Below are 26666 nucleotides of genomic sequence, written 5' to 3'. Positions count from 1 at the left end.
CCACGGGCGTGGGGATGAACCGAAAAAGGATTAATCAAAGCCGGCCCAGCTGGAGTGTTCCCCACGGGCGTGGGGATGAACCTTCTCGTCTCCAAAATGGTAATGATCCCAGTACGTGTTCCCCACGGGCGTGGGGATGAACCGTCTAACAGAGCAGTTACGCCAACGAAGCCAAAGTGTTCCCCACGGGCGTGGGGATGAACCGCCGAATCCGCCCAACTGCTGGCCCATGTAGCTGTGTTCCCCACGGGCGTGGGGATGAACCCGCTGGGCATGGGTTGCCCCGAGATCCGACGCGGTGTTCCCCACGGGCGTGGGGATGGGCCACGGCTTGCAAACGTGATGTGCGGCTTGTTTTTCTGGATGGAATGTCTCGGCTTGTGCCTGCCTGGCAAAATGCCGATAATGATTGAGCAAATTGCCTGATTGGAGATTGCCATGCCCGCACGCGCCGCATTCCGGCCCGACCCCGTTCTCATCCGCCGCGCCACGGTCAGGGAGGGAGAGCGCCGCTCCCGCCAGTCCGACTTGCTGGGCGCGCCGGTGAGCAGCGATTACGACATCGTGAAAGAGGTAGCCAAGGGCTTGGATCCCGGCGTGATCACTCGCCTGACCGATGAGGGGCTGACCCGGCGCGAGCTGGAGTTCGTCATTCCGCCGCGTACGCTGACCCACCGCATCAAAAACGGCGAACGCCTGAGCACCGACGAATCCGAACGCAGCGTGCGGCTGGTCAACCTGCTGCTGCAGGCCGAGCAGCTGCTGGGCGGCAAGGAGGCGGCAACCGCCTGGCTGCGCCAGCCATTGCGCCGTTTCGATGGCCGCAGCGCGCTGGAAGTGGCCAGAACCGAGCAGGGCGCGCGGCTGGTTGAAGAGCTGCTGATCCAGATCGAGGAAGGCTATGCGGCATGATCGCCTGGCGGATCAGCCGCTTTGAAGACTTGCGCGGCCTGGGCGGCATCCGCGCCCGCGGCCGCTGGCACAATGCCGGCCAGCCCATCGTCTACCTGGCCGACCATGCGGCCAGCGCCATGCTGGAAATGCTGGTGCACAGCGAGTTCGCCGTGTTGCCCAACACCTTCACTCTGCTGAAGGTGGATATCCCTGATGGTCTGGTGCAGGCGCTGGATCCGGCCCAATTGTCGGCAGACTGGCGCGACGACCAAGAGCAAACCCGCGCGCTGGGCGACACCTGGCTGGCCCAGGCGCCCGGCGCGGTGCTGCGGGTGCCCAGCGCGCTGGCGGTGGAGGGCTGGAACTACCTGCTCAACCCCGTCCATCCCGATGCCGCCGCCTGCAAGATACTGGCGGCGATGCAAGCCCCGCTCGATCCCCGCTTCCGGCCCGGCTGAGCCGCCGTTTGCCTCCCCCTCCCTGAAGTCGAACGTCGCCGTTCGGTTTTTTACTTTGGCGATGCTGCCGCGTAATGCGCGCCATGACATTTTCAATGTGAAATGACGAATGATTTTCCTGCTGCTAATCTGCGCGCTTGGGTCGGGTCCAGCGGGCTGACCGGTTTTTGCCGGAGGAGCGATGCAGGCTGAGCGGGGCTGCAAAAGCAAGATCACTGAAACTTCAGGGAAAGGCGGGCAGCCGTTTAACGGCCTATCGTTATCCGTCCGGCAACTCTGGGCCAAAAGCGGCGATCCCCATGGCCATGGTTTGCTATGCCATATGCTGGATGTGGCGGCGGTGACGCTGGCTTTGCTCGACTACTGCGGGATTTCGGCCAAGGTGTTGGCGCAGCGCTTCGGCTTGCCGGAGCATGCGGTGTTTTCATGGTTGGCCAGCTTGGTGGGTTTGCATGATCTGGGCAAGGCGACTCCCGGCTTCCAGGCGAAATGGGATGAGGGCCGCGCGCTGGATGAGCGCGCGGGCCTGCCATTCATGCCGGAAAAGGCGTTGGAGCAAGATCGTCACGATTTGGCCACCGCCAGCCTGCTGCCGCCCTTGTTGCAGGCGCGCAATGCGCCTTTTGCCTGGGCCTTGTGCGTGGCCCAGGCGGTCAGCGCCCATCATGGCTTCAACTTCGTCGATATGCGCAAGGGTGCGCCTCTGCGCGAACCGGATACCTGGAAGCAGGCGCGGCAGCAGCTATTCGACGTCTATTGGGATACGGTTGCGCCGCTGGAGTGGCCGCAGGATCGCGATCTATCGCTGATCGCGGTGGAGTGGCTGGCGGGTCTGACCAGCGTATGCGACTGGATAGGTTCCAACGCTGAGTGGTTTCCGCCTGGCGAACGCGGCGCGACGCCGCTTGAACATTTTCAATGCGCTCAAAAAATAGCGCGCGCAGTTTTGGTCGATGTCGACAAGCTGGGTTGGCCAGCCCAACACGCCTTGCTCCCACAGCCCGACCTTGCCTGCGATGAGCTGCTGACTCGCATTTTGAACGCGCAGCAACCGCTTGCCGCCCGGCCGCTGCAACGCGTCGCGGACGCGTTGCTTGCCGAAGGGGCCGGCCCCAGCTTGATGGTGGTGGAAGCGCCGATGGGAGAGGGCAAGACCGAGCTGGCGTTTCTGGCCAGCCTGCGGCTGCAGGCCAGGCTGGGCCATCGCGGCATCTATTTCGCCCTGCCGACTCAAGCCACCGGCAACGCGCTGTTCGAGCGCGCGCTGGTGTTTTTGCGAGCGTTCGCAGACGGCGTCCGCTTGGACATCCAGCTGGCGCATGGCGGCGCGGCCATGAATGAAACGGTGGCCAAGCTGCGCAATGTCTGGGGGGATGAGGGCGACGACTCAGTCGGCTCGTCAGCCTGGTTCGGGCAGCGCCGCCGCAGCTTGTTGTCGCCGTATGGCGTGGGCACGGTGGATCAGGCGCTGTTTGGCGTGATGAACGTCAAGCATCACTTTGTGCGCTTATGGGGGCTGGCGGACAAAGTGGTGGTGCTGGACGAGGTCCATGCTTACGACGCTTATACCAGCACGCTGATAGAGGCCTTGCTGCGCTGGCTCAAGGGCATGGGTTGTTCGGTCATATTGATGAGCGCCACCTTGCCGGACGCCCGGCGGGCCCGCTTGTTGAATGCCTGGGGCGTTGATTCCTCGGACATCCCGGCATTGTCCTATCCCAGAGTCTTGCTGGCGGACCACGGCGGAGTGCGTGGAGAGACATTCAAAGTACGTGAACAGCAGCCGATTGCGGTATCCGGCCTGGATGAGTCGCTGGAGAGCATAGCCGCCGCCGCGTTGGACGCGTTGGACGATGGCGGCTGCGGCGCGGTGATCGTCAATACCGTGGACAGGGCGCAGCAGTTGTATTCCATGTTGGCGGGAAGACTGGGGGATGGCGTCGAACTATTGCTGTTCCACGCCCGTTTTCCTGCTGATGAACGGCTGTTGCGCGAGCGGCAAGTCTTGCAGACTTTTGGCGCGCCTGGTGCCTCCGGACAACGGCCAGACCGAGCCCTGCTGCTTGCAACCCAAGTGGCCGAACAAAGCCTTGATATCGACTTCGACTTCCTGATTTCCGACCTCGCCCCGGTGGATTTGCTGTTGCAGCGCGCCGGCCGGCTGCATCGCCATCGCCGCGACCAGCGGCCCGCTGCTCATTTAACGCCGCATTTGCGGGTTGCCGGCTTGTTGCCGGACCGCCTGCCGGAGCTGAAACAAACCAAGTGGGGAAGCATCTACGGCGATTATCTGTGCGTGGTGACTTGGGCCGTTTTATTGAATGACCCCACCTGGCGCTTGCCGCTGGATATCGACCGGCTGGTGCAGGCGGTTTACGCGCCGTGGCCGGATTTGAGCCATCTGCCGCAGGAGCTGCAGGACCGGATCGAGATGGTGGACAAAACCCGCCACGGTGCCAAGACGACCTTCCAGGCCCAGTTGGCCAGCCATATCGCCATCGACCCCAGCGCCGAGCCCGCCTATGCCTATGCGGACAAACCGCATGGCGCGGATGAGGACGACATTCTGGGGCTGCGCAACAAGACGCGGCTAGGCGAGGACAGCGTCACCGCGCTACCGCTGTGGCCGGATGGCGAAGGCCATTGGCGGCTGGCGCCGGATGACGCGCCATTCAATCCGCAGCAGCCGGTAGACGACGCGCTGGCCAAGCGCTTGTACTCGCGGCAGATCAAGCTGTCCCGCAAGGATGTGGTTCAGGCGCTGTTGCAGCAGCCTTTATTTCCCGCGCTGCAGGAGCATGCTTTGCTGACGCATTGCCAGCCATTGTTGTTGCAGGCCGATGGCAGCCTGCTGGGCAATACGCTGGTGAGTCTCGATTCTAGGCTGGGCTTGGTATACGGCCCGGCGCCGAAACAGGAGATGGCATGAACGCAAGATTCAATCTGCTGGACGAGCCCTGGCTGCCGGTGCGCGGGCTGGATGGCCGGGTGGAGGCGGTCGGTCTGCTGGAGCTGTTCGCCCGGGCGGGCGAAATAAGCGGTTTGGCGGAAACCGATCCGCCCAATCTGATCGCGCAATACCGGCTGCTGCTCGTCATCTTTCATCGCGCTTTGTCGCAGGGTAAAGGGCAGTGGCGCTTGCGCGACATGGCGGGCTATTACCGCGATGGACTGCCGCTCCAGCTGATTCATGGCTACCTGGAGCAATGGCGGGAGCGCTTCTTCCTGTTTCACCCCGAGTTTCCCTTCATGCAGGTGGCGGCATTGGCCACTGCGGAGGAAACCCGGGACAAAACCAAACCGTGGACGCAGATCGCTTTGTCCAGCAGCACCGGCAATGCGCCGGTGGTGTTCGACCACGCGGTGGATACCGTACCCGTTGCCATCGCCGCGCCCATGTTGCTGAGACAGTTGCTGGGCTTCTTGCAATTCACGCCGGGCGGTTTGGTGAAGACGCTGCGCGATTCGGACAAAGCCGGCCCGCTGGCCAATACCGCGGCGGCCATGCCGCAGGGCGATACCTTGGCGCAAACCTTGTGCCTGGCTTTGCATCCCGCGCCAGTACAAACCGAGCAGGACAGGCCCGCGTGGGAGAAAGGTGCTGTCGCCATTGCTGCCTTGAAGGGCGAGCCTACCTTGGCGACGGGGCCGAATGACCGCTATACCCGTTTGAGCCGGGCGGTGTTGCTGCTGCCCGAGGATGACGGCCTGGCTGTGGCGCGCATCCGTTTCGCCGCAGGCGTGGCTTTGGCCGACGACGAGCATGCGCCGGACCCGATGGCTAGTTACCGGATGGGCAGCGTCGGTCTGGTGCGCTTGAGTTTTACCGAAGGACGGGCGCTGTGGCGCGATCTGGCGACATTCTTGCCTGACGCCAGCGGCAAGCATGCTGTAGCGGCAGCCGTGTTGAGCTGGGCGGAAGCATTGCGACAGTCGATGGGCGAAACGGCCTCCATGCCTATCCTGGTGGCCGGTCTCGCCAGCGATCAGGCCAAGCTGTTGCGCTGGCGCGCGGAGCGCTTTCTATTGCCCCGCCGCTTATTGGAGCAGGCCGAGGCTTCCGATGAGCTGCGCGGTTTCCTGCGGCCGACGGAAGAGGATTTTTCCCATTTGCGCCAAACGGCGACAACGATGCTGGCGCGCTCCATGCCGGACGAATCGCACAAAGATACCCGCAGCCGGGCGCGTAGCTTGTTCGAGAACGGTCCGGCCGGCGCGCTGTATTTTTCAGCGCTGGAGCGCCAATTGCCGCGTCTATTGGATTTGATAGGCGAGTCGCGCCTGGACGAGGCGGACGCGCATTGGCGCGATGCCCGGCACGCCGCTGTGGTTCAGGCCTGGTCTGCCGCGTGCAAGCAGTCAGGCTCCACGGCCAAGGCGCTCCGCGCGCAGACGCGGGCGGAGCCGGCTTACCACTCGTTGTTGAAACCGCTTAAGTCCCCATCGTCTGTCGAGGAGCAAGCCCATGTCTGAACACGCGCAGGACTTCATCCTGCATCTGCAGCAATTGGCGGAACACGATAGGGGCGCGCTGGCCGCCTTGCGCCGCAGCGTTGGTTTCCCGCCCGGCGCATACCCGCCGGCTTTTCCCCATGTGGAGCGCTTTGTGCCGGCGGACAGCCATGCCGAAGACAGCTTCCGGCTGGCGCTGTATGTCGCGGCCGGCCTGTTTGCCTTGCTGCCCAGGCATCAGCCGGGACAGAGCTTGGCCGCCGCCTTGGGCAAGCTTTGGCAGCACCGGAAAAGCGACAGCGTGGAGAAGCGTTTCATCGCGCTATTGGATGCCGAGCCGGAGCAACTGCCCAACTATCTGCGCCAAGCGGCCGCGCTGTTGGCGGCGGATGGTTACGGCCTGGATTACCAGGCTTTATTGCGGGATTTGAATGATTGGCTGTCGCCCTGGCAAAGGGAGCAATACGACGGCACCACCTCGCGCGACAAGGCGCGCCGCAATTGGGCGCGGGATTTCTATCGCCAGCATGAAACCGAGCAGGGCTGATTTTTTCCATTTACCCGAGAGATAGCCATGAGCCTGTTTGTCGAATTCCATCTGATCCAGAATTTCGCGCCGTCCAATCTGAACCGCGACGATACCGGCGCGCCCAAGGACGCCATGTTTGGCGGCTACCGCCGAGCGCGGGTCAGCAGCCAGTGTTTCAAGCGCACCATTCGGCTGGGCGCGGATTTTCCGTCGCAAAACCAGGGCGTGCGCACCAAGAAGCTGCTGGACCTGCTGCGCGCGCAATTGAGCGAACAATACGGCCGGGAGAGCGAGGATGTGAATGCCCGCATCGAAGCCGCCTTGGCGGCTGCGGGCCTCAAGCTGAAGGATGACGGCAAGACCGAGTACCTGCTGTTCCTGGGGCAGCAAGAGATTGATGCCTTCGCCAAGCTGGTGAACGAGCATTGGGAGGCCTTGGCCGCGCCGGCAAGCGGCGAAAAAAAGAGCAAGAAGGACGCCAAGGCCAGCGCGCCGGCCGAGGTGGTGAAGCAGGCAAAGTCCATCATGAATGGCGGCAAGGCGTTGGATGTGGCCTTGTTCGGCCGCATGTTGGCCGATATGCCGGAGGTGAATCAGGATGCCGCCTGCCAGGTGGCGCACGCGATCAGCACCCACCGGGTAGAGCGCGAGTTCGATTACTTCACCGCGGTGGACGACATGGGCGGCGCGGACGAGACCGGCGCCGGCATGATCGGGCAGGTGGAATTCAATTCCGCCACCTTCTATCGCTATTCAGTAGTCGACCCCGTCAAGCTGGCGGCTAATCTGCAGCAAGACAAAGACCTGGCCTTGACCGGCCTGCGCGCCTTGACCCTGGCGACGGCGCGCGCCATTCCCACCGGCAAGCAAAACACCTTCGCCGCGCACAACCCGCCCAGCTTCATCGGCGTGGCCATCCGCCACGCGAGCCCGTTGAATCTGGCCAATGCTTTCGAAAAGCCGGTTTACGCGCGTGGCGGCGATGCGCTGACCTCGCCCTCGGTAGCCGCGTTGGCTGACTACGACAGCAATCTGTCCGGCATTTACGGCAATGCGAACGATGCCTGGGCCTATATCGACTTGTCCGGCGCCTGGCCTGCGGGCAAGGGCGAAAAGCTGCCTAGCCTGAATGCGCTGGCCGATTGGGTGGCGGCGCAGGTCAGCGCCAAGCTGGAGCAATGAAATGGCCACGCTGCTGCTCAGGCTGGCCGGCCCCATGCAGGCCTGGGGCACGACCAGCCGTTTTGATGAACGCGACAGCGGCCTGGAACCGTCCAAGTCCGGCGTGCTGGGGCTGGTATGCGCGGCGCTGGGGCGGGACCGTTCTGAGCCGCTGGATGATCTGGCCACGCTGAAAATGAGCGTGCGGGTGGACCGTGAGGGGTTGCTGATGCGGGACTACCAAACGTTGGGGGGAGATCGAGACCCTGAAAAAGTTAAGAAATCGATACGCACAGCGAGTGGAGGATTTAAAAAAGACCCTGTGATCAGCCCGCGCTATTACCTGGCCGATGCGGCGTTTCTGGTGGCGCTGGAGGGAGAGCATCGTTTGTTGGCAACCATGCAGCAGGCCCTGCAGCGACCCGTTTGGCCTTTGTCGCTGGGCCGCAAATCCATGCCGCCCGGGCTGCCGGTTTGGTTGCCGGAGGGCATTCAGGATGAAACCGCCCAAAAGGTGCTTTCTTCTTGGCCGCGCATCGCGCCATGCCGCGCCGAGCATAAGGGCCAGCCCTTGCGTTTGATGAGCGAGCATCCAAGCGAAGGCGCGGTGCGCTTGGATCAGCCGGCGGCTCCCTTTGCCGAGCGGCGTTTCGGACCGCGGTTTGTAAAGCCGGAGGTGGTGGATGTACCTGACACAACTGAAGCTTGACGCCAGGCAGGCCGCCGCGCGCCGCGATCTGGCCAACGCCTATGACATGCATCGGAGTTTGTGCCGGGCATTTGCCGTGGATGAGCAGACCAAACCTTCGCGTTTCCTGTGGCGGCTGGAGCGGCATGATGCCGCGCAGGGTGAGGCGATGGTGTTGGTTCAGTCGGAACAACCTGGCAACTGGCAGCCTTTAGGCCATCTGCTGGATATCGCCTGCAAGCCTTTGCCATTGGAAACGCTGGTGCAGACTGACAAACGCTACTTCTTTCGCTTGCTGGCCAATCCCACCGTGACGCGGGAAGGCAAGCGCTACGGCTTGCAAAGGGAAGAGGAGCAGTTGGCATGGCTGGCGCGGCAGCTGGAGAGGTCCGGTGCGGTGGCCCAGCATGTGCAGCGTGGCCTGAGCCAGCAATGGCGGCTGCGCAAGCCGGGCTGCCTGATGACCTTGCAAGCGGCGCGTTTCGACGGCGTGCTGGCGGTGGACGACGCGCAGAAATTGCGGCTGGCGATGGCTTCCGGCCTGGGGCACGCCAAAGCCATGGGTCTGGGCCTGCTCTCTCTGGCTCAACTGTAAAGGAATCGGGATGAGCCAACCCCTCCCGCCCTTGAAGCCGCTTCCCATCAAGGAGCGGCTTTCCGTCTTGTTCGTCGAGCGTTGCCAGCTGGATGTGCTGGATGGCGCTTTCGTCGCGGTGGATGTGACAGGCGTGCGCACCCACATCCCGGTGGGCGGCGTGGCCTGCTTGATGCTGGAGCCCGGCGTGCGGGTATCGCATGCCGCCTGCAAGCTGGCGGCCCAAGTGGGTACTTTGTTGGTGTGGGTGGGCGAGGCTGGGGTGCGGCTGTATTCGGCCGGCCAGCCCGGCGGCGCGCGGGCGGACCGGTTGCTGTACCAGGCGCGGCTGGCGCTGGATGAGGACGCGCGGCTGAAGGTGGTGCGCGAGATGTACCGCCGCCGCTTTGGCGACGAGCCGCCGCAAAAGCGCAGCGTGGAGCAGCTGCGCGGCATCGAGGGCGCGCGGGTGCGGGCCATGTACCAGCAGCTGGCGCAGCAGTACGGCGTCAAATGGCAGGCGCGCAATTACGACCGCGAAGACTGGGACCAGGCCGACATCCCCAACCGTTGTCTGTCCGCGGCCACCGCCTGCCTGTACGGCGTGACCGAGGCGGCGGTGCTGGCGGCCGGCTACGCGCCGGCCATCGGTTTCATCCACAGCGGCAAGCCGCTGTCCTTCGTCTACGACGTGGCGGACGTCTACAAATTCGAAACCGTGGTGCCGGTGGCCTTCGCCGTCGCCGGCAAGCCGGTGCACAACGTGGAGCGCGAAGTGCGCCAGCGCTGCCGCGACATGTTCCGCAAGACGCGGCTGCTGGAGCGCATCATCCCGGACATCGAGACGATGCTGGACGCCGGCGGCCTGGATAAGCCGGAGTCCCAAGGCGTGGTGGACGCGGCGTTTCCGGAGGACGAGGGGCTGGGCGATGCTGGTCATCGTACTTGAAAACGCGCCGCCCCGGCTGCGTGGCCGGATGGCGATCTGGCTGCTGGAAATCCGCGCCGGCGTTTACGTCGGCACTTACAACCGGAAAATCCGCGACTACCTGTGGCAACAGGTGGAGGAGGGGCTGGAGGACGGCAATGCGGTAATGGCCTGGCAGGCCGTCACCGAGGCAGGCTTCGACTTCGTCACCCTAGGCGCCAACCGGCGGATGCCGGCCGAGTTCGACGGAGCCAAGCTGGTGTCTTTTTGGCCTCCACCCGGGGCGGATGGGGCTGGCGAATAGGATGTTGTCGGCTTGGGCGGAAAGGGGAGTTGGGTTCTTTAAAAATCGGTAGATTTTTTGGAGGTGTTTTTGTTTTTAAAAATCAATTGCTTGCAATTGGTGTGTTCCCCACGCCCGTGGGGATGAACCGATGGCGGCGCAGCGAGCGCGTTCGCGCCGGCGGTGTTCCCCACGCCCGTGGGGATGAACCGTCACGACAAAATAGGAAAAAATAATATGCCTAGTGTTCCCCACGCCCGTGGGGATGAACCGGCTTACCTTAAATTCTATCGTTTTGGTCCTATGTGTTCCCCACGCCCGTGGGGATGAACCGTGACTACCGAAAATGCGGCGTTTACCGCTGTCGTGTTCCCCACGCCCGTGGGGATGAACCGCCGGCAGTCTTTGCTAATTCGCAGCGGGAACGGTGTTCCCCACGCCCGTGGGGATGAACCGCTCAGCGAGGTCAACGCACAACTCGCGCTATTGTGTTCCCCACGCCCGTGGGGATGAACCGTGGGAAAACAACGTTACCCGCTTCTTCCGCTTGTGTTCCCCACGCCCGTGGGGATGAACCGCCCTAGCTAGCCAGAATGGCGCAGGCGCTTTCGTGTTCCCCACGCCCGTGGGGATGAACCGGAAATTCCGCGACAGGGCTTCAGATACAATACGTGTTCCCCACGCCCGTGGGGATGAACCGGTTGAGCCGAACGTGCAATATTTTGCAGTTTTGTGTTCCCCACGCCCGTGGGGATGAACCTCGAACCGCACGGCTACCAGATGCTAATCATCCGTGTTCCCCACGCCCGTGGGGATGAACCGTCCTGGCGCATTTCCAGCGCGGCGAACAGTGGGTGTTCCCCACGCCCGTGGGGATGAACCGGAGATTGAGATGTTTGAAGTCACTCTGAAGCAGTGTTCCCCACGCCCGTGGGGATGAACCGGCGATTTGCTCTGGAGCGCGCCGAACTCAATGGTGTTCCCCACGCCCGTGGGGATGAACCGGGCGCTCCAGGGTGGGGCCGCCCCGTCGTAGAGTGTTCCCCACGCCCGTGGGGATGAACCGGCAGCCGACAAACTGTCCAAACTGGACAGTAGGTGTTCCCCACGCCCGTGGGGATGAACCGGTCCGCGATTACGCACGACTACAGGCGGCCTAGTGTTCCCCACGCCCGTGGGGATGAACCGGCGGAGCGTTGGGCGTCGAATTTTTTCGTTCTGTGTTCCCCACGCCCGTGGGGATGAACCGTCAGAGTCAGGAGGCCCGGCTTGCCCGACTCGGTGTTCCCCACGCCCGTGGGGATGAACCGCCCCACGTAGTCGCGCCGGCGGGCGCGCTGGAGTGTTCCCCACGCCCGTGGGGATGAACCGATGTGGTTTGGCAATATGATAGCGTGATCACAGTGTTCCCCACGCCCGTGGGGATGAACCGACTTTTTTCAACTTTTAGGTGACTACGTATTTGTGTTCCCCACGCCCGTGGGGATGAACCGTCCGACCTCGCCCGGCTACAGCGTGCGTTTCCGTGTTCCCCACGCCCGTGGGGATGAACCGCAAGAAGTAGCGCCATGGCCAAGAACTGGATCGTGTTCCCCACGCCCGTGGGGATGAACCGCTAAGGAAAACCGGCCGGCTATCTCTGTTATCGTGTTCCCCACGCCCGTGGGGATGAACCGTACCAGCGCACCCTATGCTTCTTCACTCTGCGGTGTTCCCCACGCCCGTGGGGATGAACCGATGCGGTGGCCACCGTGAATGCGGTTGTAACCGTGTTCCCCACACCCGTGGGGATGAACCGTCATTTCTCGCCCTCGATATTAGCGCTTCCTTGTGTTCCCCACGCCCGTGGGGATGAACCGGACCACGCCTCCTGCTGCTTCTCGCTTCGCGTGTGTTCCCCACGCCCGTGGGGATGAACCGACGAAACCGAATCGCGCGTCAGAGCCGTCTTCGTGTTCCCCACGCCCGTGGGGATGAACCGGAGCTGAAGAATGGAATTCCCGACGCAACCTAAGTGTTCCCCACGCCCGTGGGGATGAACCGGGCGCAGATCCTCGCCCGGTCCACCACGCAAGGTGTTCCCCACGCCCGTGGGGATGAACCGATGGGCATCGGTTACGAGGCCGTCGAGCTGCCGTGTTCCCCACGCCCGTGGGGATGAACCGCCGCCTATCAGGACGCGGACACCCAGATGAATGTGTTCCCCACGCCCGTGGGGATGAACCGTTGGGTACCAATCTAGCGCGTCCAATTCCGTGGTGTTCCCCACGCCCGTGGGGATGAACCGTGGTCCGATTCTGCCGACCGTCGACACCAACAGTGTTCCCCACGCCCGTGGGGATGAACCGGCATGGCGACCTTGGTTCGAGGCGCGCCCGGAGTGTTCCCCACGCCCGTGGGGATGAACCGTGCTCATCGATATCCTCCAGCAACCCGGCATGGTGTTCCCACGCCCGTGGGGATGAACCGTCATCGATGCTGATACGGAGCTGAAACGCAATGTGTTCCCCACGCCCGTGGGGATGAACCGTCGCGCCTATAACCGTGCCGAGGATCATTGCGGTGTTCCCCACGCCCGTGGGGATGAACCGGCGGCCTATGAGGAGTTCTAGCCCCCCCGCCTGTGTTCCCCACGCCCGTGGGGATGAACCGCCGATTTTGTCCTGACTGGCCCGGATAACCTTGTGTTCCCCACGCCCGTGGGGATGAACCGTTCGGTGTAGGCAGCCTGCAGCTGCTCACGCAGTGTTCCCCACGCCCGTGGGGATGAACCGTTTTGTCCATGAGAATGCATGAATATCTCCGAGTGTTCCCCACGCCCGTGGGGATGAACCGTCGAGTACCATCACGCGGTCTGCGAATATGCTGTGTTCCCCACGCCAGTGGGGATGAACCGCTGCAGTTGGATTTCGAGCAACAAACCTACGCGTGTTCCCCACGCCCGTGGGGATGAACCGTGCCGGCCGCCCTGCAGCCGTATTTGCCAAAAGTGTTCCCCACGCCCGTGGGGATGAACCGAGTTCGCGCGCTCGATTGCGAAATGGGGGTATGTGTTCCCCACGCCCGTGGGGATGAACCGAGGGCGTGGCGCTGGGCCGTGCGAAGTACCGCGTGTTCCCCACGCCCGTGGGGATGAACCGCCAATACCGTTTTGCCGGCTCCCGTTGGCGCTGTGTTCCCCACGCCCGTGGGGATGAACCGATTCGCGAACAACTGAATAGCAACGGCCCCGAGTGTTCTCCACGCCCGTGGTGACGGTCGGACTAAAATTCGGCAAGTTACGCTTTGCACTGGGTGTCCCGCACTCCGCGTACCTCCTACCTACTGTTGCATCTCGCTTAGATATTGCGTCAGCCGCAGCGTCAGGCTGGCGCGGGCGGCGTTGGCTGGCCATACCGCGTACACCCCCAGAGCTTCCACCTGCCACTCGGGCTCGACTTCGCTCAGCCTGCCGGCTGCGATGTCGTCCGCCGCCAGGAAGGCCGGCGGGGTGGCCAGGCCGCAGCCGGCGATGGCCAGCTGGCAGACGGCATCCAGGCTGTTGGCGCGGATGGCTGGCTGGATGGAGAAGCTGTGCGCCTCGCCGGCCGCGTCTAGCAGGGTTTTGTGGTCGGGCCGCATGCGTATGCCCAGCCAGGGCCAGTCGGCCAGCTCTTGCGGATGGCGGGGCGCGGGGCGCGCCGACAGCAAGGCGGGCGCGGCCACCAGCAGGCGCGGCATGTCGAACAGGCGGCGCGATTTTAGCGCGCTGTCCGGCAATTCGCCGATGCGGATGGCCAGGTCGATGCCGTCGCGCACCAGGTCGCGCTTCTCGTCGCTGTAGTCCAACGCCAGCTCCACTTTGGGATGGCGGCGGGCAAAGCCGGCCAGCCGGGCGGTAAGCGGCGAACGGGCGAAAAAGGCGGGCAGGGTGAGGCTGAGCCGTCCGGTCGGTTCGGTGGCGCGGCCGGCCAGGGCGTCAAGCCCGCTTTCCGCCGCCCGCAGCATGGCCTGGGCGTGTTGGAACAGCGTTTCGCCGTCCGCCGTCAGCGACAGCCGGCGGGTGCTGCGGTACAGCAGCGCCGCCCCCAGCCGGCTTTCCAGCTGCGACACATGGTGGCTGACCACCGACGGCGACAGCTGCAAGGCCCGGGCGGCGGCGCGGAAGGAGCCGGTTTCCACGGTTTTGGCGAATACCGCCAATGCGCGCAATTCTTCTATCATTGTTCTATTTTTTCGATCAGTTAGTTTCAATTGCTCTGAATTGTAGATTTCCTGGCCTTGGCGCACAGTGGCAAGACTTGAATCATCGCCCGGATTGCTGACCTTCGCCCTTTCGCAGGGCAGGGGGCGGGATGCGAATCGGCAGGCGCGGAATGGGCCGCAGCCGCCGCGCCTTCCCGCTTCGCGGTGTCGGCAGCCTGGCAAGACCTGGTCATTGCCTGGAGAGAAAACATGGAAGAACGCCGCTGCGCCATCATCGTCGACCCCGATCTGCCCGCCGGCATCGCCGCGAATACCGCCGCCGTGCTGGCGATGACGCTGGGCCGCCGCCACCCGGAGCTGGTGGGAGACGACCTGGCCGACGCCGCTGGCAGCGTGCGGCTGGGCATCGTCACGACGCCAATTCCGGTGCTGCAAGGCGGCGCGGCGTTGCTGCGCGCCTTGCGGGCGCAGGCGCTGGAGGCCGGATTGACGGTGGTGGAGTTGACGGACGCCACCCGCAGCACCCGCAGTTATCAGGAGTACGCCACCGCCTTGCGCGGCACGCCCGAGCCAGACTTGCGTTACCAAGGCCTGGCGCTGTGCGGCCCGGCTAAGCAGGTGCGGCGGCTGACCGGCAGCCTGGGCCTGTTGCGCTGAGGAGGGGGGAGAATGGTCTGGAGCTTTATCGCCGCCACCGCCTTGATCACGCTGTTGCCGGGGCCGTCGATGCTGGTGATCGTGGCCTGCGCGCTGGGCCAGGGCTGGCGCGCCGGGGCGGCCGCCACCGGCGGCGTGGTGCTGGCCGACGCCATCTTGATGGCCATCGCGCTGAGCGGCGTGGGCGCGCTGGCGCAGGCTTCGCCCTTGGCGCTGCTGGGGCTGAAGTGGCTGGGCGCGGCGTATTTGACGTATTTGGGCGCGAGCGTGTTGCGGGCTGGAAATAAAGGGGCGGCGGCGGAAGCGAGCGGCCGATCGGGCGGCGCTTTTCGCCGCGGATTGGCGGCGACGCTGCCCAATCCCAAGATCATCGCCTTTTTGATTATCTACTTTCCGCAATTCATCCAGCCGGGGCGCGATACGGCCGGCCAGCTGCTGCTGGGGCCGCTGTTTTTGCTGACGGTGGGCGCGGTGTTTCTGCTGTGCATGGCGGCGGCGCTGACGGTGGGCCGCGCCATGCCGCGCGGCCGGGCTGGCTGGCTCAGTCGGGCGTGCGGCTGCTGCCTGATCGCCTGCGGCTTGTATTCGGCGCTGGCTTGAGGCTTAGGCCAGCGCGCGCTCCAGCCAGCGCCACAGTTCGGGCGCGGCGAAGTCGGCGATGACGGCTGCCGCGCCGGCGTCCAGCAGTTTTTGCGGCGGCAGCGCGCCGGCGATGCCATAGCTGTGGATGCCGGCGGCGCAGGCCGCGCGCATGCCGGACGGCGAATCCTCGAAGGCGCAGGCGCGCTCGGCGCGGCCGCCCAGGCGGGCCAGGCCGGTCTGGTAAGGCAGCGGGTGCGGCTTGCCGTGGGCCAATTCGTCGCCTATCACCAGCGCGTCTATCCGCTGCGCCAGGCCCAGCCCGCCCAGCATCAGCTCGGCATTGGCGCGCGGCGCATTGGTGACCACGGCGATGCCGACGCCATGGCGTTCCGCCCAGTCGAACAGTTCCCGCGCGCCCGGCGTGGGGACGAGCCGGGTGACGGAATCGCGGAACAGCTGCTCCTTGCGCGCGGCCAGGGCCAGGTGTTGGGCGGGCTGGTCGGGAAACAGCCGGGCCATGATGGCTTCGTTGGCGGCGCCGACGATGTGGTGCAGGAAGGTGTCGTGATCCAGCGCGCGGCCGTGCTCGGCCATCAGGGTGCGGAAGGCGTCGAAATGCAGGTCGTCGGTATGGGTCAGGGTGCCGTCCAGGTCGAACAGCAGGCTGAAATCGGCTTTGGCTTTCACGGCTGGGCCTTTGTTGTCAAACGCATCGGCCGTTTTCTTAACTGTACCGATGCGTATGGTTTTGCGGAGAGGCCATGATGGCACTCTCGAAACAAAAACGCCACCGCGAGGGTGGCGTCTTGCGTCATGCGGCAGGGTTCAGGCGGCGTCGTCCACCCAACGGATGGCCTGGCTGGGCACCACCTTGCTCTCCACCTTGATCTGGATGGCCAGGCCGCCGCAGGAGGTTTCGCGGTACTTGGCGTCCATGTCCTTGCCGGTTTCGTACATGGCGGCGATCACCTTGTCCAGCGACACCTTGGGGCTGCTGACGCGGTGCATCGCCATGCGGGCGGCGTTGATCGCCTTGACCGCGGCGATGGCGTTGCGCTCGATGCAGGGAATCTGCACCTGGCCGCCCACCGGGTCGCAGGTCAGGCCCAGGTTGTGCTCCATGGCGATTTCGGCCGCCATGCACACCTGGGACGGGCTGCCGCCCATCAGCTCGGTCAGGCCGGCGGCGGCCATGGAACAAGCGACGCCCACCTCGCCCTGGCAGCCCACTTCGGCGCCGGAGATCGACGCATTCAGCTTGAACAGGCAGCCGATGGCGCCGGAGGACAGGAAGAAGCGCAGACAGCTGTCGTCGTCCAGCGGCTGGATGAAGTGGTTGTAGTAGGCCAGCACCGCCGGCACGATGCCGCAGGCGCCGTTGGTGGGCGCGGTCACCACGCGGCCGCCGGCGGCGTTTTCTTCCGACATCGCCATCGCGTACATGTTTACCCAGTCCATCACGCTCATCGGGTCTTTGGCCACGGTCAGCGAGCTGGTCAGCATCCGGTGCAGCGCCGGCGCGCGGCGCGGAATGCGCATCGGGCCGGGCAGGTTGCCTTCGGTGCGCATGCCGCGCTCTATGCTGCCCTTCATCACTTCCCACACGCGGCGGAAGTGAGCCTGGGTGTCTTTCACGTCATGGAAGGCCTTCTCGTTTTCCATCACCAGCGCGGCGATGGACAGGCCGGTTTCTTCGCACATGTCGATCAACTGCTGGGCGGTGACGAAGTGGTATGGCACCGGGGTGTCGCTGCAGCTGGATTGATTGAAGTGCTCCTCGTCGACGATGAAGCCGCCGCCGATCGAGTAATAGGTTTTGGTCAGGACTTTTTCGTCGCCGACGAAGGCGTGGATCTGCATGCCGTTTTCGTGCAGCGGCAGGTTGGCGGTGTGAAAGTCCATGCCGAAGGCCACGCGCTGGTGGGTGCGGCCCAGCGTCAACTGGCCGGTTTGCTCGACGTCGGCCAGCAGGCTGGCGGAGTTGTCCGGGTCGACGGTGTCGGGCAGGTTGCCGGCGAGGCCGAGGATGATGGCCTGGTCGGTGCAGTGGCCCTTGCCGGTGAGGGCCAAGGAGCCGTAGCAGTCCACGTGGACGCGGTTGACCTGGTTGAATTTGCCGGTTTCCTTGAGCGCGCCGAGGAACTGGTGGCCGGCCTTCATCGGGCCGACGGTGTGGGAGCTGGAGGGGCCTACGCCGATTTTGTAGATGTCGCTCATGCTGAACATGATGCTGCCTCTTTGAAGCGGGTGCGGCAGGAAGGCAGGCGCGATCCGCGGCCTGTCAGGCTGCCGACACGTGAGTGGGGGCGATTCCGGAGGGCCCGGCGCGGCCGGGCCTCCTGATGGCTGTGTTAGGGTCCGCGGGCGCCCCTGCTGGCCCGGCAAGGCGGTATCGCCGGGCGGAGAGGAGCGGGCGCGGCCCGCTGGCTTACGATCAGGCGATCAGATCGTAGAAGATGGCGGAGATGGCGATCAGGCCGATCAGCGTCACGAAGATGTTGCTGGCGGCGCCGGAGTATTTCTTCATCGCCGGCACTTTCTGGATCGCGTACATCGGCATCAGGAACAGCAGCATCGCGATCACCGGGCCGCCCAGGGTTTCGATCATGCCCAGGATGGACGGGTTGATGGTGGCGATGATCCAGCAGGTCACGATCATGAAGATGGCGGTGTAGCGGTCCAGCTTCGACGATTCGATGGTCTTGCCGCTTTGGCGCAGCTGCTTGATCACCAGGCCGTTGAAGCCTTCCTTCGCGCCCAGGTAGTGGCCCAGGAAGGACTTGCTGATGGCGACCATGGCGATGATAGGCGCTACCCATTCCATCACCGGGTTCTGGAAGTGGTTGGCCAGGTAGGACAGGATGGAGATGTTCTGGGCCTTGGCGGCGGCCAGGTCGGCCGGGCTCAGGCTGAACACGCAGCTGAACACGAAGAACATCACGGTCAGCACCATCATGGTGTGGGCGCGGATCAGCACGCGGCTGGAAGATTGCTCGGCGTCATCGCCGTGCAGCTTGCGCTGGTCGACGGAGAAGGACGAGATGATGGGCGAGTGGTTGAACGAGAATACCATCACCGGGATGGCCAGCCACAGCGTCTTGTAGAAGGCGCCGCTGGACACGGCGTCGCCCAGGCTGCCGGCGTGGCGGATGGCGGTGTCGCTCCATTGCGGGATCAGGTACAGCGCCAACATCATCAGCACCACCACGAACGGATACACCAGGATGCTCATCGCCTTGACGATCATCTGGCCGCCCAGGCGCACGATGGACATCAGGCCCAAAATCAGCGCCAGCGAGAACACCGCGCGGGTGGCGATGCCGGTGCCCACTTCGATGTGCAGCTGGTTGTTCAGGAAGGACAGCACCGTGTTGGTGATGGCCACGCTGTACATCAGCAGGATCGGGTAGATGGCGAAGAAGTACAGCAGGGTGATGATTTTGCCGGCGCCGGCGCCGAAGTGCTCTTCCACCACTTCGGTGATGTCCGCGCCTTCCTTGCTGCCGGACAGCACGAAGCGGGTCAGGCCGCGGTGCGCGAAGAAGGTCAGCGGCAGGGCCAGGATGGCCATCAGCATCAGCGGCCACAGGCCGCCGATGCCGGCGTTGATCGGCAGGAACAGGACGCCGGCGCCGATGGCGGTGCCGTACAGGCCGAGCATCCAGGTGGTGTCGTGCTTGGTCCAGCCGGAGGAGCCGGATCGCGGGGCGGTTGAAGCAATGGCTTGAGACATGATGTGGTGCCTTCTAAAGACAAGTTTTTGCAATTACCGAGTCGATTTCCCGCAGTCGTTTCAGGCTGCCGGCCATCGAGAGAAGCTTGGTGCTTGCCGGGGAGCGATTGAGCGGATCGCGCTGTGTCCGGCTGACTTGCTGCTCATCGTAAGTGCTTTGTAATTAACAAGGTACACATTTAAGAACATCAGTTGATTCTAATCAAGTTAAATTTGTATCTAAACGAACAAGCGAACATGGATTGCGGCCGGCGTGGATGCTGGTTTTAAAATGCTAAAAAGATAAATTGGCAATTTTGTTTCAAAAACCAGTAATTAAGTTTTATTAATCTTGGTTTTTGGCATTAAATTTTAATAAAATTCCTTGTTGTGAAAATTTACAGCCGTGATGGTGGGGTTCGGCGTTGAGGCATTGCTTCGAGTTTTTGCTCGATTTTGGCGCGGGGCGGCTGGAAGAGAGCGGGGCAGGCTGGCTTCGACGATTTCGGCATGGCCGCATCCGGCGGCGCGGATCCGCGTCCAAATGGCTGGCGATTGTGAATGGATTGTATCTTGATGAAATTAAAAGACTATTATCTGACGGATTCGGATGGGGGGGGCGGCGCGCTGGGTTCCAGGCGAGCGGAACCTGGCAGGGCGATTTCGTTGTTGGAAATTGTTCGGAGTAGGATTGAATATGAAGAATACTGGCTATTTAATGTTCGAATGTGAAAATATTTTGTTTCAAATGAACATTTAATGTTTCGTATGCGAATTTTCCGTGGGGTGCGGGGAAAAATGAGCCGAAAGTGGTGACGCCGCCGCTGCCGCCGGCAAGCCAATGAAAACGACGGCACCGGCGTTTTCGCGGCGGCCGCATGGCGGCGTTTCGCCCGGCGGCGGGCGGATTGGGCGGCATGGGCGCGGGGAAGTCGTGGCGGCTGGCGGGTTTATCCAGAATGGGAAGGCGGGCTTGTGTTGATGGTTATCAAACACGAATTTACGGAAACGAACATAGAATTTTCCTAATTTGCAAGGAATGCGAATGGCTGCCGCCAGATGGGAACCGGTTCGCCCCTTGCCTGCCGCTTTTCCATATTGATAGAGACAAACGCCATGAGTCATTCCTCCACTCTCGCCTACGTGGCCGACGAGGCCGCCAGCAAGCAACAGGCGCTGCGCAGCGAGCCGGGCCGCTACCTCCTCAGCGCCGCGATGGCCGGCGCGCTGATCGCCGTGGTGCTGGCGGTCAGCCTGAAGCTGGGCCAGGTGTTTTTCGCCGCCGGCGACTCCGGCTATTACATCGCCACCGCCGGCTTTTTCGGCGTGGCGCTGGTCAGCATCATCGTCTGCAAGGTGGAGTTGTTCACCAGCAATGTGATGTACTTCACCGTCGGCGCGCTCAGCGGCCGCTGCCGGCTGTGCTATCTGCTGCGCAGCTGGGCGATGGTCTATCTGGGCAATCTGGCCGGCGTGCTGTTGTTCGTCGCCGTGCTGGCGGGCGCGGGCGGCATGGGCGCGCTGCCGGCCGACCACCTGCTGTTCAATGTGGTGCAGCACAAGGTGCATGCCCCGGCGATGGAGATCTTCTGGAAAGGCGTGCTGTGCAATTGGATCATCTGCCTGGCGGTATGGGTGCCGATGCGGCTGGCCAACGAGGCGGCGCGCATCCTGGTGATCATGCTGCTGGTGTTCGTGTTCTTCTTCTCCGGTTTCGAGCACAGCATCGCCAATATGGCCTTTTTCGCGCTGGCGAAGATGCAGGGCATGGCCGGGTTGGCGTGGGGCGACATCCTGCACAATATGCTGCCGGCCACGCTGGGCAATATCGTCGGCGGCGCCATCGGCGTCGGCCTGGTGGTGTTCCGGCTGGAACGTCACACCTTGCGGGCGGTCTGATGCCTTAGGGAAGCATCCCTGCCGGTGGATGGCATGTGGATGTTCGGTTTCGAATGTAGTCGGCGCGGTACATGGCGTACTGCGCCGATTTTGCTATAAACCATTGAGAAAATAAGGATATTTGACGCATCCGGCATGTTGCGCCGCGGGATCGAAACCGCGCCGAAAGCGATGGCTGACTTGACTAAGATCAAGCGAAATTTTCGAATTCGAATGTACGATGTGTTCAATATCTAACACTTACTGGATCAGCCAAGAAGGAGGCACCAGATGGACGCCATCACTCAAAATGCTACCCAAGCCAACCCGTGGCGCGATTTCGCCGCCGGCGACTGGCAGAGCAAGGTCGATGTCCGCAACTTCATCCAGCTGAACTATCAGCCGTACGAAGGCGACGACAGCTTCCTGGCTGGCGCGACCGATCGCACCAAGAAACTGTGGGACGCGCTGGGCGAGCTGCTGAAGCAGGAACGCGCCAAGGGCGTGCTGGACGTGTCCGCCGACCGCGGCTCCTCCATCACCGCGCACGACGCCGGCTACATCGACCAGGCCAATGAAGTGATCGTCGGCCTGCAGACCGACGCCCCGCTGAAGCGCGCCATCATGCCGAACGGCGGCCTGCGCATGGTCGAGAACGGCCTGGAAGCTTTCGGCTTCAAGCTGGACCCGATGATCAAGGAAGTGTGGGAAAAGTATCGCAAGAGCCACAACCAGGGCGTGTTCGATGTCTACACCCCGGAAATCATGGCTTGCCGCAAGTCCGGCGTGATCACCGGCCTGCCGGACGCCTACGGCCGCGGCCGCATCATCGGCGACTACCGCCGCGTGGCCCTGTACGGCACCGACTTCCTGCGCGCCGAGCGCCAGCAAGTGTTCCATGAACTGGACAACGCCACCTTCACCGACGATGTGATGCGCCAGCGCGAAGAGCTGTCCGAGCAATTCCGCGCGCTGGACGAGCTGAAGCAGATGGCCGCCAAGTACGGCTACGACATCAGCCGCCCGGCCGCCAATGCCCGCGAAGCGGTGCAGTGGGTGTACTTCGCCTACCTGGCCGCCGTCAAGGAACAGAACGGCGCCGCCATGTCCTTCGGCCGCGTGTCCACCTTCCTGGATGTCTACATCGAGCGCGACATCGCCGCCGGCGCGCTGACTGAGGCGCAAGCTCAGGAAATGATCGACGACCTGGTGATCAAGCTGCGCATCGTCCGCTTCCTGCGCACGCCGGAATACGATCAGCTGTTCTCCGGCGACCCGACCTGGGTGACCGAATCCATCGGCGGCATGGGCGAAGACGGCCGCACCCTGGTCACCAAGAACAGCTTCCGCTTCCTGAACACCCTGTACAACCTGGGCCCGGCGCCGGAACCGAACCTGACCGTGCTGTGGTCGGTGAAATTCCCGCAAGGCTTCAAGAACTTCTGCGCCAAGGTGTCCATCGATACCAGCGCCATCCAGTACGAAAACGACGATCTGATGCTGCCTTACTGGGGCGACGACTACGGCATCGCCTGCTGCGTGTCGGCGATGAAGATCGGCAAGCAGATGCAGTTCTTCGGCGCCCGCGCCAACCTGGCCAAGGCCATGCTGTACGCGATCAACGGCGGCCGCGACGAGAAATCCGGCGCGCTGGTGGCGCACGGTTTCGAGCCGATCACCAGCGACGTGCTGACCTACGACGAGCTGATGCCCAAGTTCGAGAAGATGATGGACTGGCTGGCCGCCACCTATGTCAAGGCGCTGAACTGCATCCACTACATGCACGACAAGTACGCCTACGAGCGCATCGAAATGGCGCTGCACGACCGCGACATCGTCCGCACCATGGCTTGCGGCATCGCCGGCCTGTCGGTGGCCGCCGACTCGCTGTCCGCGGTCAAGTTCGCGAAGGTCCACATCATCCGCAATGAAGACGGCCTGGCCGTCGACTACAAGATCGAAGGCGACTACCCGGCTTACGGCAACAACGACGACCGCGTCGACGACATCGCGGTGTGGCTGACCCAGTCCTTCATGGACAAGATCAAGGCCCAGCCGTACTTCTACCGCGATTCCAAGCCGACCCAGTCGGTGCTGACCATCACCTCCAACGTGGTGTACGGCAAGAAGACCGGCAACACCCCGGACGGCCGCCGCGCCGGCGAACCGTTCTCCCCGGGCGCCAACCCGATGAACGGCCGCGACGTGAAGGGCTTCGTCGCCGCGGGCGCCTCGGTGGCCAAGCTGCCGTACGATTCGGCGCTGGACGGCATCAGCTGGACCGCTTCGGCCACGCCTGACGCGCTGGGCCACACCGCCGAAGAGCGCATCCTGAACCTGGCCAACTGCCTGGACGGCTTCTGCTCCGCGCACCCGACCGAGTTCAGCAGCGCCAACTGCACGCCGTTCGACTGCGAAGGCGAGCGCCACATCGCCGGCGGCGGCTTCCATGTCAACGTCAACGTGTTCAAGCGCGAAACCCTGCTGGACGCGATGGAGCACCCGGAACTGTACCCGCAGCTGACCATCCGCGTGTCGGGCTACGCCGTGAACTTCATCAAGCTGACCCGCGAGCAGCAGATGGACGTGATCAACCGCACCTTCCACGGCAAGATGTAAGACGCGTAGGGCGGGCAGGCTCTTGGGCTTGCCCGCGCGGAAACACCATCGCATCAATGGCGGGGCGGTCCGGAAGGAAAGCCCCGCTTTTTCACAAGATTCACCGGAGAAACGGCATGATCCCACCTATTGCCGCAGACCACACCGAAGCATGCGTTAAGGCCGAAACCATAGGCTATCTGCACTCCACCGAAAGCGGCGCCGGCGTCGACGGCCCCGGCATGCGTTTCGTTTTTTTCACCTCGGGCTGTCAGTTCCGCTGCCTGTACTGCCACAATCCGGATACCTGGAAGCTGCACAATGGCCGCCAGGTGACGGTGGAGCAGGCGCTGTCCGAAGTCGCTTCCTACGCCCGTTTCCTCAAGTTCGCCGGCGGCGTCACCATCTCCGGCGGCGAACCGCTGATGCAGCACGAGTTCGTCGGCGAGTTGTTCCACGCGATCAAGCAGCGCTTCGGCCTGCACACCGCGCTGGACACCCAGGGTTTCCTGCACGAGCGGGTGCCGGATGAATGGTTCGACGATGTCGACCTGGTGATGCTGGACATCAAGCACTCCGATCCGGAAAAGTATCTGGCCCTCACCGGCCAGCCCTTGCAACCGACGCTGGACTTCGCCCAGCGCCTGCAGCGGCTCGGCAAGAAGATGTGGATACGCTACGTGTTGGTGCCCGGCCTCACCGATGGCGACGCCGACATCGAGCGCCTGGCCGATTTCATCGCCACGCTCGGCGACGTGGTGGAGCGGGTGGAAGTGCTGCCCTTCCATCAACTGGGCAAGGACAAATGGGCGCAGCTGGGGATGGAGTACCAGCTGAACGACACGCCGATTCCCACCGCCGGGCAAGTGGCGCATGCGCGCGCGCTGTTCGCCAGCCGCGGCATGAAGGTAACCTGAGGCGGGCTGGACCGCGCCGCCATCGACGCATGCCGCCGGCCTCGGATGGGGCCGGCGGCATTCGCGTTATGGCGGCCAGGCATGTCCCGCCGCGGCGCAGGTCATTCAATAAGCAAAGGCAAGCGATGGATATCGTTCTGGAAATCTGCGCCGGCTCGCCGGCGTCGGCGCTGGCGGCGCAGGAAGGCGGCGCGCAGCGGGTGGAGTTGTGCGACAACCTGCTGGAAGGCGGCACCACGCCGTCCTACGGCGCGTTGGCGCTGGCGCGCGACCGGCTGGCGATCGGCCTGCACGCGCTGATCCGGCCGCGCGGCGGCGATTTTCTGTATTCGGAACTGGAATTCGAACAGATGGCGCGCGACATCGAGCTGTGCCGCCGGCTGGGCGTGGACGGCGTGGTGTTGGGCCTGCTCACCGCCGACGGCGATGTCGACGTCGAGCGGACCCGGCAACTGGCCGGCCTGGCCGGGCCTCTGGCGGTGACCTTTCACCGCGCTTTCGACATGGCGCGCGATCCGGCGCGGGCATTGGAAGACGTGATCGCGGCCGGTTGCCGCCGGCTGCTGTCGTCCGGCCAGGCGCCGGCGGCGCCGCAGGGCGCGGCCTTGCTGCGCGCGCTGCGCGAACAGGCCGGCGCGCGGCTGGCGGTGATGCCCGGCGCCGGCGTGCGGGCCGACAATATCGCCGCCTTGCGGCGGCAGACCGGCTGCCTGGAGTTTCACGCCTCGGCGCGGGCCGCGGCGGCCAGCGGCATGCGCCATCGCCAGTCGGGCTTGTCCATGGGCGCGCCGGGTGCCGACGAGTACGCGCGGCAAGAGACGTCGGCGCAGCTGGTCCGGGAACTGGCGCGCCAGGCGGCGCAGGCCTAGGCCGGCTGTCAGGCCGAGGCGGAATCGCCGTCCGGGCTCCAGCTGAGGTGCAAAGGCAGCTCGGCGGCTGACATCGGCCGGCTCAGGTAGAAGCCCTGCATCTCCAGATCGGGATAGTGCTGGCGCAGATAGGCGAAGTCCTGCGGGTTGTCTATGCCTTCGGCCACCATTCTCAGGCCCAGCCGGCGTCCCATCTCCACGGTGCTGGCCAGGATGCCCTGGCTGCGCCGGTCGCGGTGTATGTCCAGAATCAGGCTGCGGTCCAGCTTCAGCTCGGTCAGCGGCAGATCGCGCACATGCTCCAGCGTGGTGTTGCCGGCGCCGTAGTCATCCAGCGACAGCTCGAAGCCGCGCATGCGCATCCGCAGCAGCGAGGCCAGGGTGTTGCCCAGATTGTTGAAGGCCAGCGTTTCGGTGATTTCCAGCACCACCTGGCCAGGCGCTATGCGCCGCAGCTCCACTTCCTGCTGCAGCCAGTCGAAGAACTCCCGGTCGTGCAGCAGGCTGCGCGACAGATTGATGGATACCCGCATGCCGCCGGTCCAGCTGTTCAGGCTGAGCAGGTCCAGGCTGGTCTGCGCCATGCGCCGGGTCAGCAGCATGATGGTGCCGTCGTGCTCCAGCCGGTCGATGAAATGCTGCGGCCCCAACAGGCCGTGCAGCGGATGGCGCCAGCGCGCCAGCGCCTCCATCTGGCCCGCCCGGTGGTTTTGCTGGTTGAAGATGGGTTGGTAGAACGCGCAGAACTGGTTGTGCGCCAGCCCGGTCATGATTTCGGTCAGCGCAATGGCGATGTCGGGCCGGGACGGGGGGCGGCAGCCCTGCAGCAGGCGATGGACGCGGGCGAGCAGCCGGTCCGGGTCTATCGGTTTGGCGCAGCTGTCGATCTGGGAGAAGCCCAGCGCCTCGGCCGCCCGGGAACAGCCGGCCAGCAGCTCCGGCACATCGCCGCTGAGGAACATCAGCGCCGGCAAATGTATCCGGTGCGACAGCGCCTGCGCCAGTTCTATGCCGTCCATGCCGGGCATGTTGAGGTCGGTGACCACCAGGTCCAGCTGCGGATGCCGCTGGGCGATCTGCATCGCCCAGCGGCCGTCCGACGCCTCGAACACTTCGGTGTCCGGCAGCTTGCGGCACAACTCGGCCAGCAGCTGGAGCTGGCCCGGGCTGTCTTCGGCGATCAGTATCTGGCGGGGCATCGCATACTCCGGCGATGGTGGAGGGCGGCGGCATGGGGATGGCCGGCCGGGCGGGGCGTCCGCTATCTGAGTTATAAGGCGCGGCGGCGTGCCGCCACCAGA

General features: G+C 64.0%; 21 protein-coding genes and 2 CRISPR repeat arrays (1 of these 23 only partly in view). Of the genes, 16 read left to right on the top strand and 5 right to left on the bottom strand.

Annotation, left to right across the window (positions count from 1 at the left end; translation table 11 throughout):
• A CRISPR array of direct repeats spans nt 1–327; the repeat unit is 29 nt; unit sequence GTGTTCCCCACGGGCGTGGGGATGAACCG (it extends 617 nt beyond the left edge of the window).
• 111 nt (nt 328–438) lie between these two features.
• From U6115_RS17915 to cas2e, 10 genes are all read left to right on the top strand, one after another.
• A complete protein-coding gene (locus U6115_RS17915) occupies nt 439–912 on the top strand; it encodes an antitoxin Xre/MbcA/ParS toxin-binding domain-containing protein (RefSeq protein WP_052258067.1) in 474 nt (157 codons plus the stop codon).
• Nucleotides 909–1352, top strand: coding sequence for an RES family NAD+ phosphorylase (locus tag U6115_RS17910; protein ID WP_043575468.1), 444 nt, complete (start codon nt 909–911; stop codon nt 1350–1352). The genes U6115_RS17915 and U6115_RS17910 overlap by 4 nt, the downstream gene beginning before the upstream one ends.
• 211 nt (nt 1353–1563) lie before the next feature.
• Nucleotides 1564–4281 (top strand): CRISPR-associated helicase/endonuclease Cas3, encoded by a 2718-nt coding sequence (locus U6115_RS17905; protein WP_043575780.1) that lies wholly within the window; start codon nt 1564–1566, stop codon nt 4279–4281.
• The gene (casA, locus tag U6115_RS17900; protein ID WP_043575467.1) at nt 4278–5825 is read left to right on the top strand and encodes a type I-E CRISPR-associated protein Cse1/CasA; all 1548 of its coding nucleotides are present in this window, start codon (nt 4278–4280) and stop codon (nt 5823–5825) included. The genes U6115_RS17905 and casA overlap by 4 nt, the downstream gene beginning before the upstream one ends.
• Nucleotides 5818–6351, top strand: coding sequence for a type I-E CRISPR-associated protein Cse2/CasB (casB, locus tag U6115_RS17895; protein WP_043575466.1), 534 nt, complete (start codon nt 5818–5820; stop codon nt 6349–6351). The genes casA and casB overlap by 8 nt, the downstream gene beginning before the upstream one ends.
• 27 nt (nt 6352–6378) lie before the next feature.
• Nucleotides 6379–7515, top strand: coding sequence for a type I-E CRISPR-associated protein Cas7/Cse4/CasC (gene cas7e / locus U6115_RS17890; RefSeq protein WP_043575465.1), 1137 nt, complete (start codon nt 6379–6381; stop codon nt 7513–7515).
• Between the two features lies 1 nt (nt 7516).
• A complete protein-coding gene (cas5e, locus tag U6115_RS17885) occupies nt 7517–8203 on the top strand; it encodes a type I-E CRISPR-associated protein Cas5/CasD (RefSeq protein ID WP_043575464.1) in 687 nt (228 codons plus the stop codon).
• Entirely contained in the window at nt 8178–8777 is a 600-nt protein-coding gene (cas6e, locus tag U6115_RS17880; protein ID WP_043575463.1) for a type I-E CRISPR-associated protein Cas6/Cse3/CasE, read from the top strand. Before cas5e ends, cas6e begins: the two co-directional genes overlap by 26 nt.
• 10 nt (nt 8778–8787) lie before the next feature.
• Nucleotides 8788–9705, top strand: a complete 918-nt coding sequence (gene cas1e / locus U6115_RS17875) for a type I-E CRISPR-associated endonuclease Cas1e (protein WP_043575462.1) — start codon at nt 8788–8790, stop codon at nt 9703–9705.
• Nucleotides 9686–9988: a type I-E CRISPR-associated endoribonuclease Cas2e gene (gene cas2e, locus U6115_RS17870; protein WP_043575461.1), complete on the top strand. Its 303-nt coding sequence runs from the start codon at nt 9686–9688 to the stop codon at nt 9986–9988. The genes cas1e and cas2e overlap by 20 nt, the downstream gene beginning before the upstream one ends.
• A 101-nt stretch (nt 9989–10089) precedes the next feature.
• Nucleotides 10090–13168: a CRISPR direct-repeat array (repeat unit 29 nt; unit sequence GTGTTCCCCACGCCCGTGGGGATGAACCG).
• A gap of 120 nt (nt 13169–13288) precedes the next feature.
• On the opposite strand, the gene U6115_RS17865 is transcribed toward cas2e, so the two are convergent.
• Nucleotides 13289–14170, bottom strand: a complete 882-nt coding sequence (locus tag U6115_RS17865) for a LysR family transcriptional regulator (RefSeq protein WP_043575460.1) — start codon at nt 14168–14170, stop codon at nt 13289–13291.
• Nucleotides 14171–14401: 231 nt separating this feature from the next.
• On the opposite strand from U6115_RS17865, the gene U6115_RS17860 reads away from it, so the two are divergent.
• Both U6115_RS17860 and U6115_RS17855 read left to right on the top strand, forming a co-directional pair.
• Nucleotides 14402–14809 (top strand): DUF2000 domain-containing protein, encoded by a 408-nt coding sequence (locus U6115_RS17860; RefSeq protein ID WP_043575459.1) that lies wholly within the window; start codon nt 14402–14404, stop codon nt 14807–14809.
• Between the two features lie 12 nt (nt 14810–14821).
• Entirely contained in the window at nt 14822–15409 is a 588-nt protein-coding gene (locus U6115_RS17855) for a LysE family translocator (RefSeq protein WP_043575458.1), read from the top strand.
• Nucleotides 15410–15412: 3 nt separating this feature from the next.
• Here the strand turns inward: U6115_RS17855 and U6115_RS17850 are convergent, their stop codons facing one another.
• The 3 genes from U6115_RS17850 to U6115_RS17840 all read right to left on the bottom strand — a co-directional run bounded on the left by U6115_RS17850 (nt 15413) and on the right by U6115_RS17840 (nt 19124).
• Nucleotides 15413–16078 carry an HAD family hydrolase gene (locus U6115_RS17850; RefSeq protein WP_043575457.1) on the bottom strand — a complete coding sequence of 222 codons (666 nt, stop codon included), beginning with the start codon at nt 16076–16078 and terminating at the stop codon, nt 15413–15415.
• A gap of 138 nt (nt 16079–16216) precedes the next feature.
• On the bottom strand, nt 16217–17617 hold the full coding sequence (locus tag U6115_RS17845) for an L-serine ammonia-lyase (RefSeq protein ID WP_043575456.1): 1401 nt from the start codon (nt 17615–17617) through the stop codon (nt 16217–16219).
• Nucleotides 17618–17825: 208 nt separating this feature from the next.
• Entirely contained in the window at nt 17826–19124 is a 1299-nt protein-coding gene (locus tag U6115_RS17840; RefSeq protein ID WP_043575455.1) for an HAAAP family serine/threonine permease, read from the bottom strand.
• A 1095-nt stretch (nt 19125–20219) separates the two neighbouring features.
• Here U6115_RS17840 and U6115_RS17835 point away from each other — a divergent pair.
• The 4 genes from U6115_RS17835 to U6115_RS17820 all read left to right on the top strand — a co-directional run bounded on the left by U6115_RS17835 (nt 20220) and on the right by U6115_RS17820 (nt 25365).
• The gene (locus U6115_RS17835; RefSeq protein ID WP_047258338.1) at nt 20220–21002 is read left to right on the top strand and encodes a formate transporter FocA; all 783 of its coding nucleotides are present in this window, start codon (nt 20220–20222) and stop codon (nt 21000–21002) included.
• A 270-nt stretch (nt 21003–21272) separates the two neighbouring features.
• Nucleotides 21273–23600 (top strand): formate C-acetyltransferase, encoded by a 2328-nt coding sequence (pflB, locus tag U6115_RS17830; protein ID WP_043575453.1) that lies wholly within the window; start codon nt 21273–21275, stop codon nt 23598–23600.
• 116 nt (nt 23601–23716) lie between these two features.
• Nucleotides 23717–24496, top strand: coding sequence for a pyruvate formate-lyase-activating protein (gene pflA / locus U6115_RS17825; RefSeq protein ID WP_043575452.1), 780 nt, complete (start codon nt 23717–23719; stop codon nt 24494–24496).
• A gap of 125 nt (nt 24497–24621) precedes the next feature.
• Entirely contained in the window at nt 24622–25365 is a 744-nt protein-coding gene (locus U6115_RS17820; RefSeq protein ID WP_043575450.1) for a copper homeostasis protein CutC, read from the top strand.
• An 8-nt stretch (nt 25366–25373) separates the two neighbouring features.
• On the opposite strand, the gene U6115_RS17815 is transcribed toward U6115_RS17820, so the two are convergent.
• Nucleotides 25374–26564: an EAL domain-containing response regulator gene (locus tag U6115_RS17815; protein WP_043575447.1), complete on the bottom strand. Its 1191-nt coding sequence runs from the start codon at nt 26562–26564 to the stop codon at nt 25374–25376.
• Between the last annotated feature and the right edge of the window lie 102 nt (nt 26565–26666).

Source organism: Chromobacterium subtsugae, assembly GCF_035919665.1.
Lineage (GTDB): Bacteria > Pseudomonadota > Gammaproteobacteria > Burkholderiales > Chromobacteriaceae > Chromobacterium > Chromobacterium subtsugae.
This window is presented reverse-complemented; position numbering and strand designations above follow the sequence as displayed.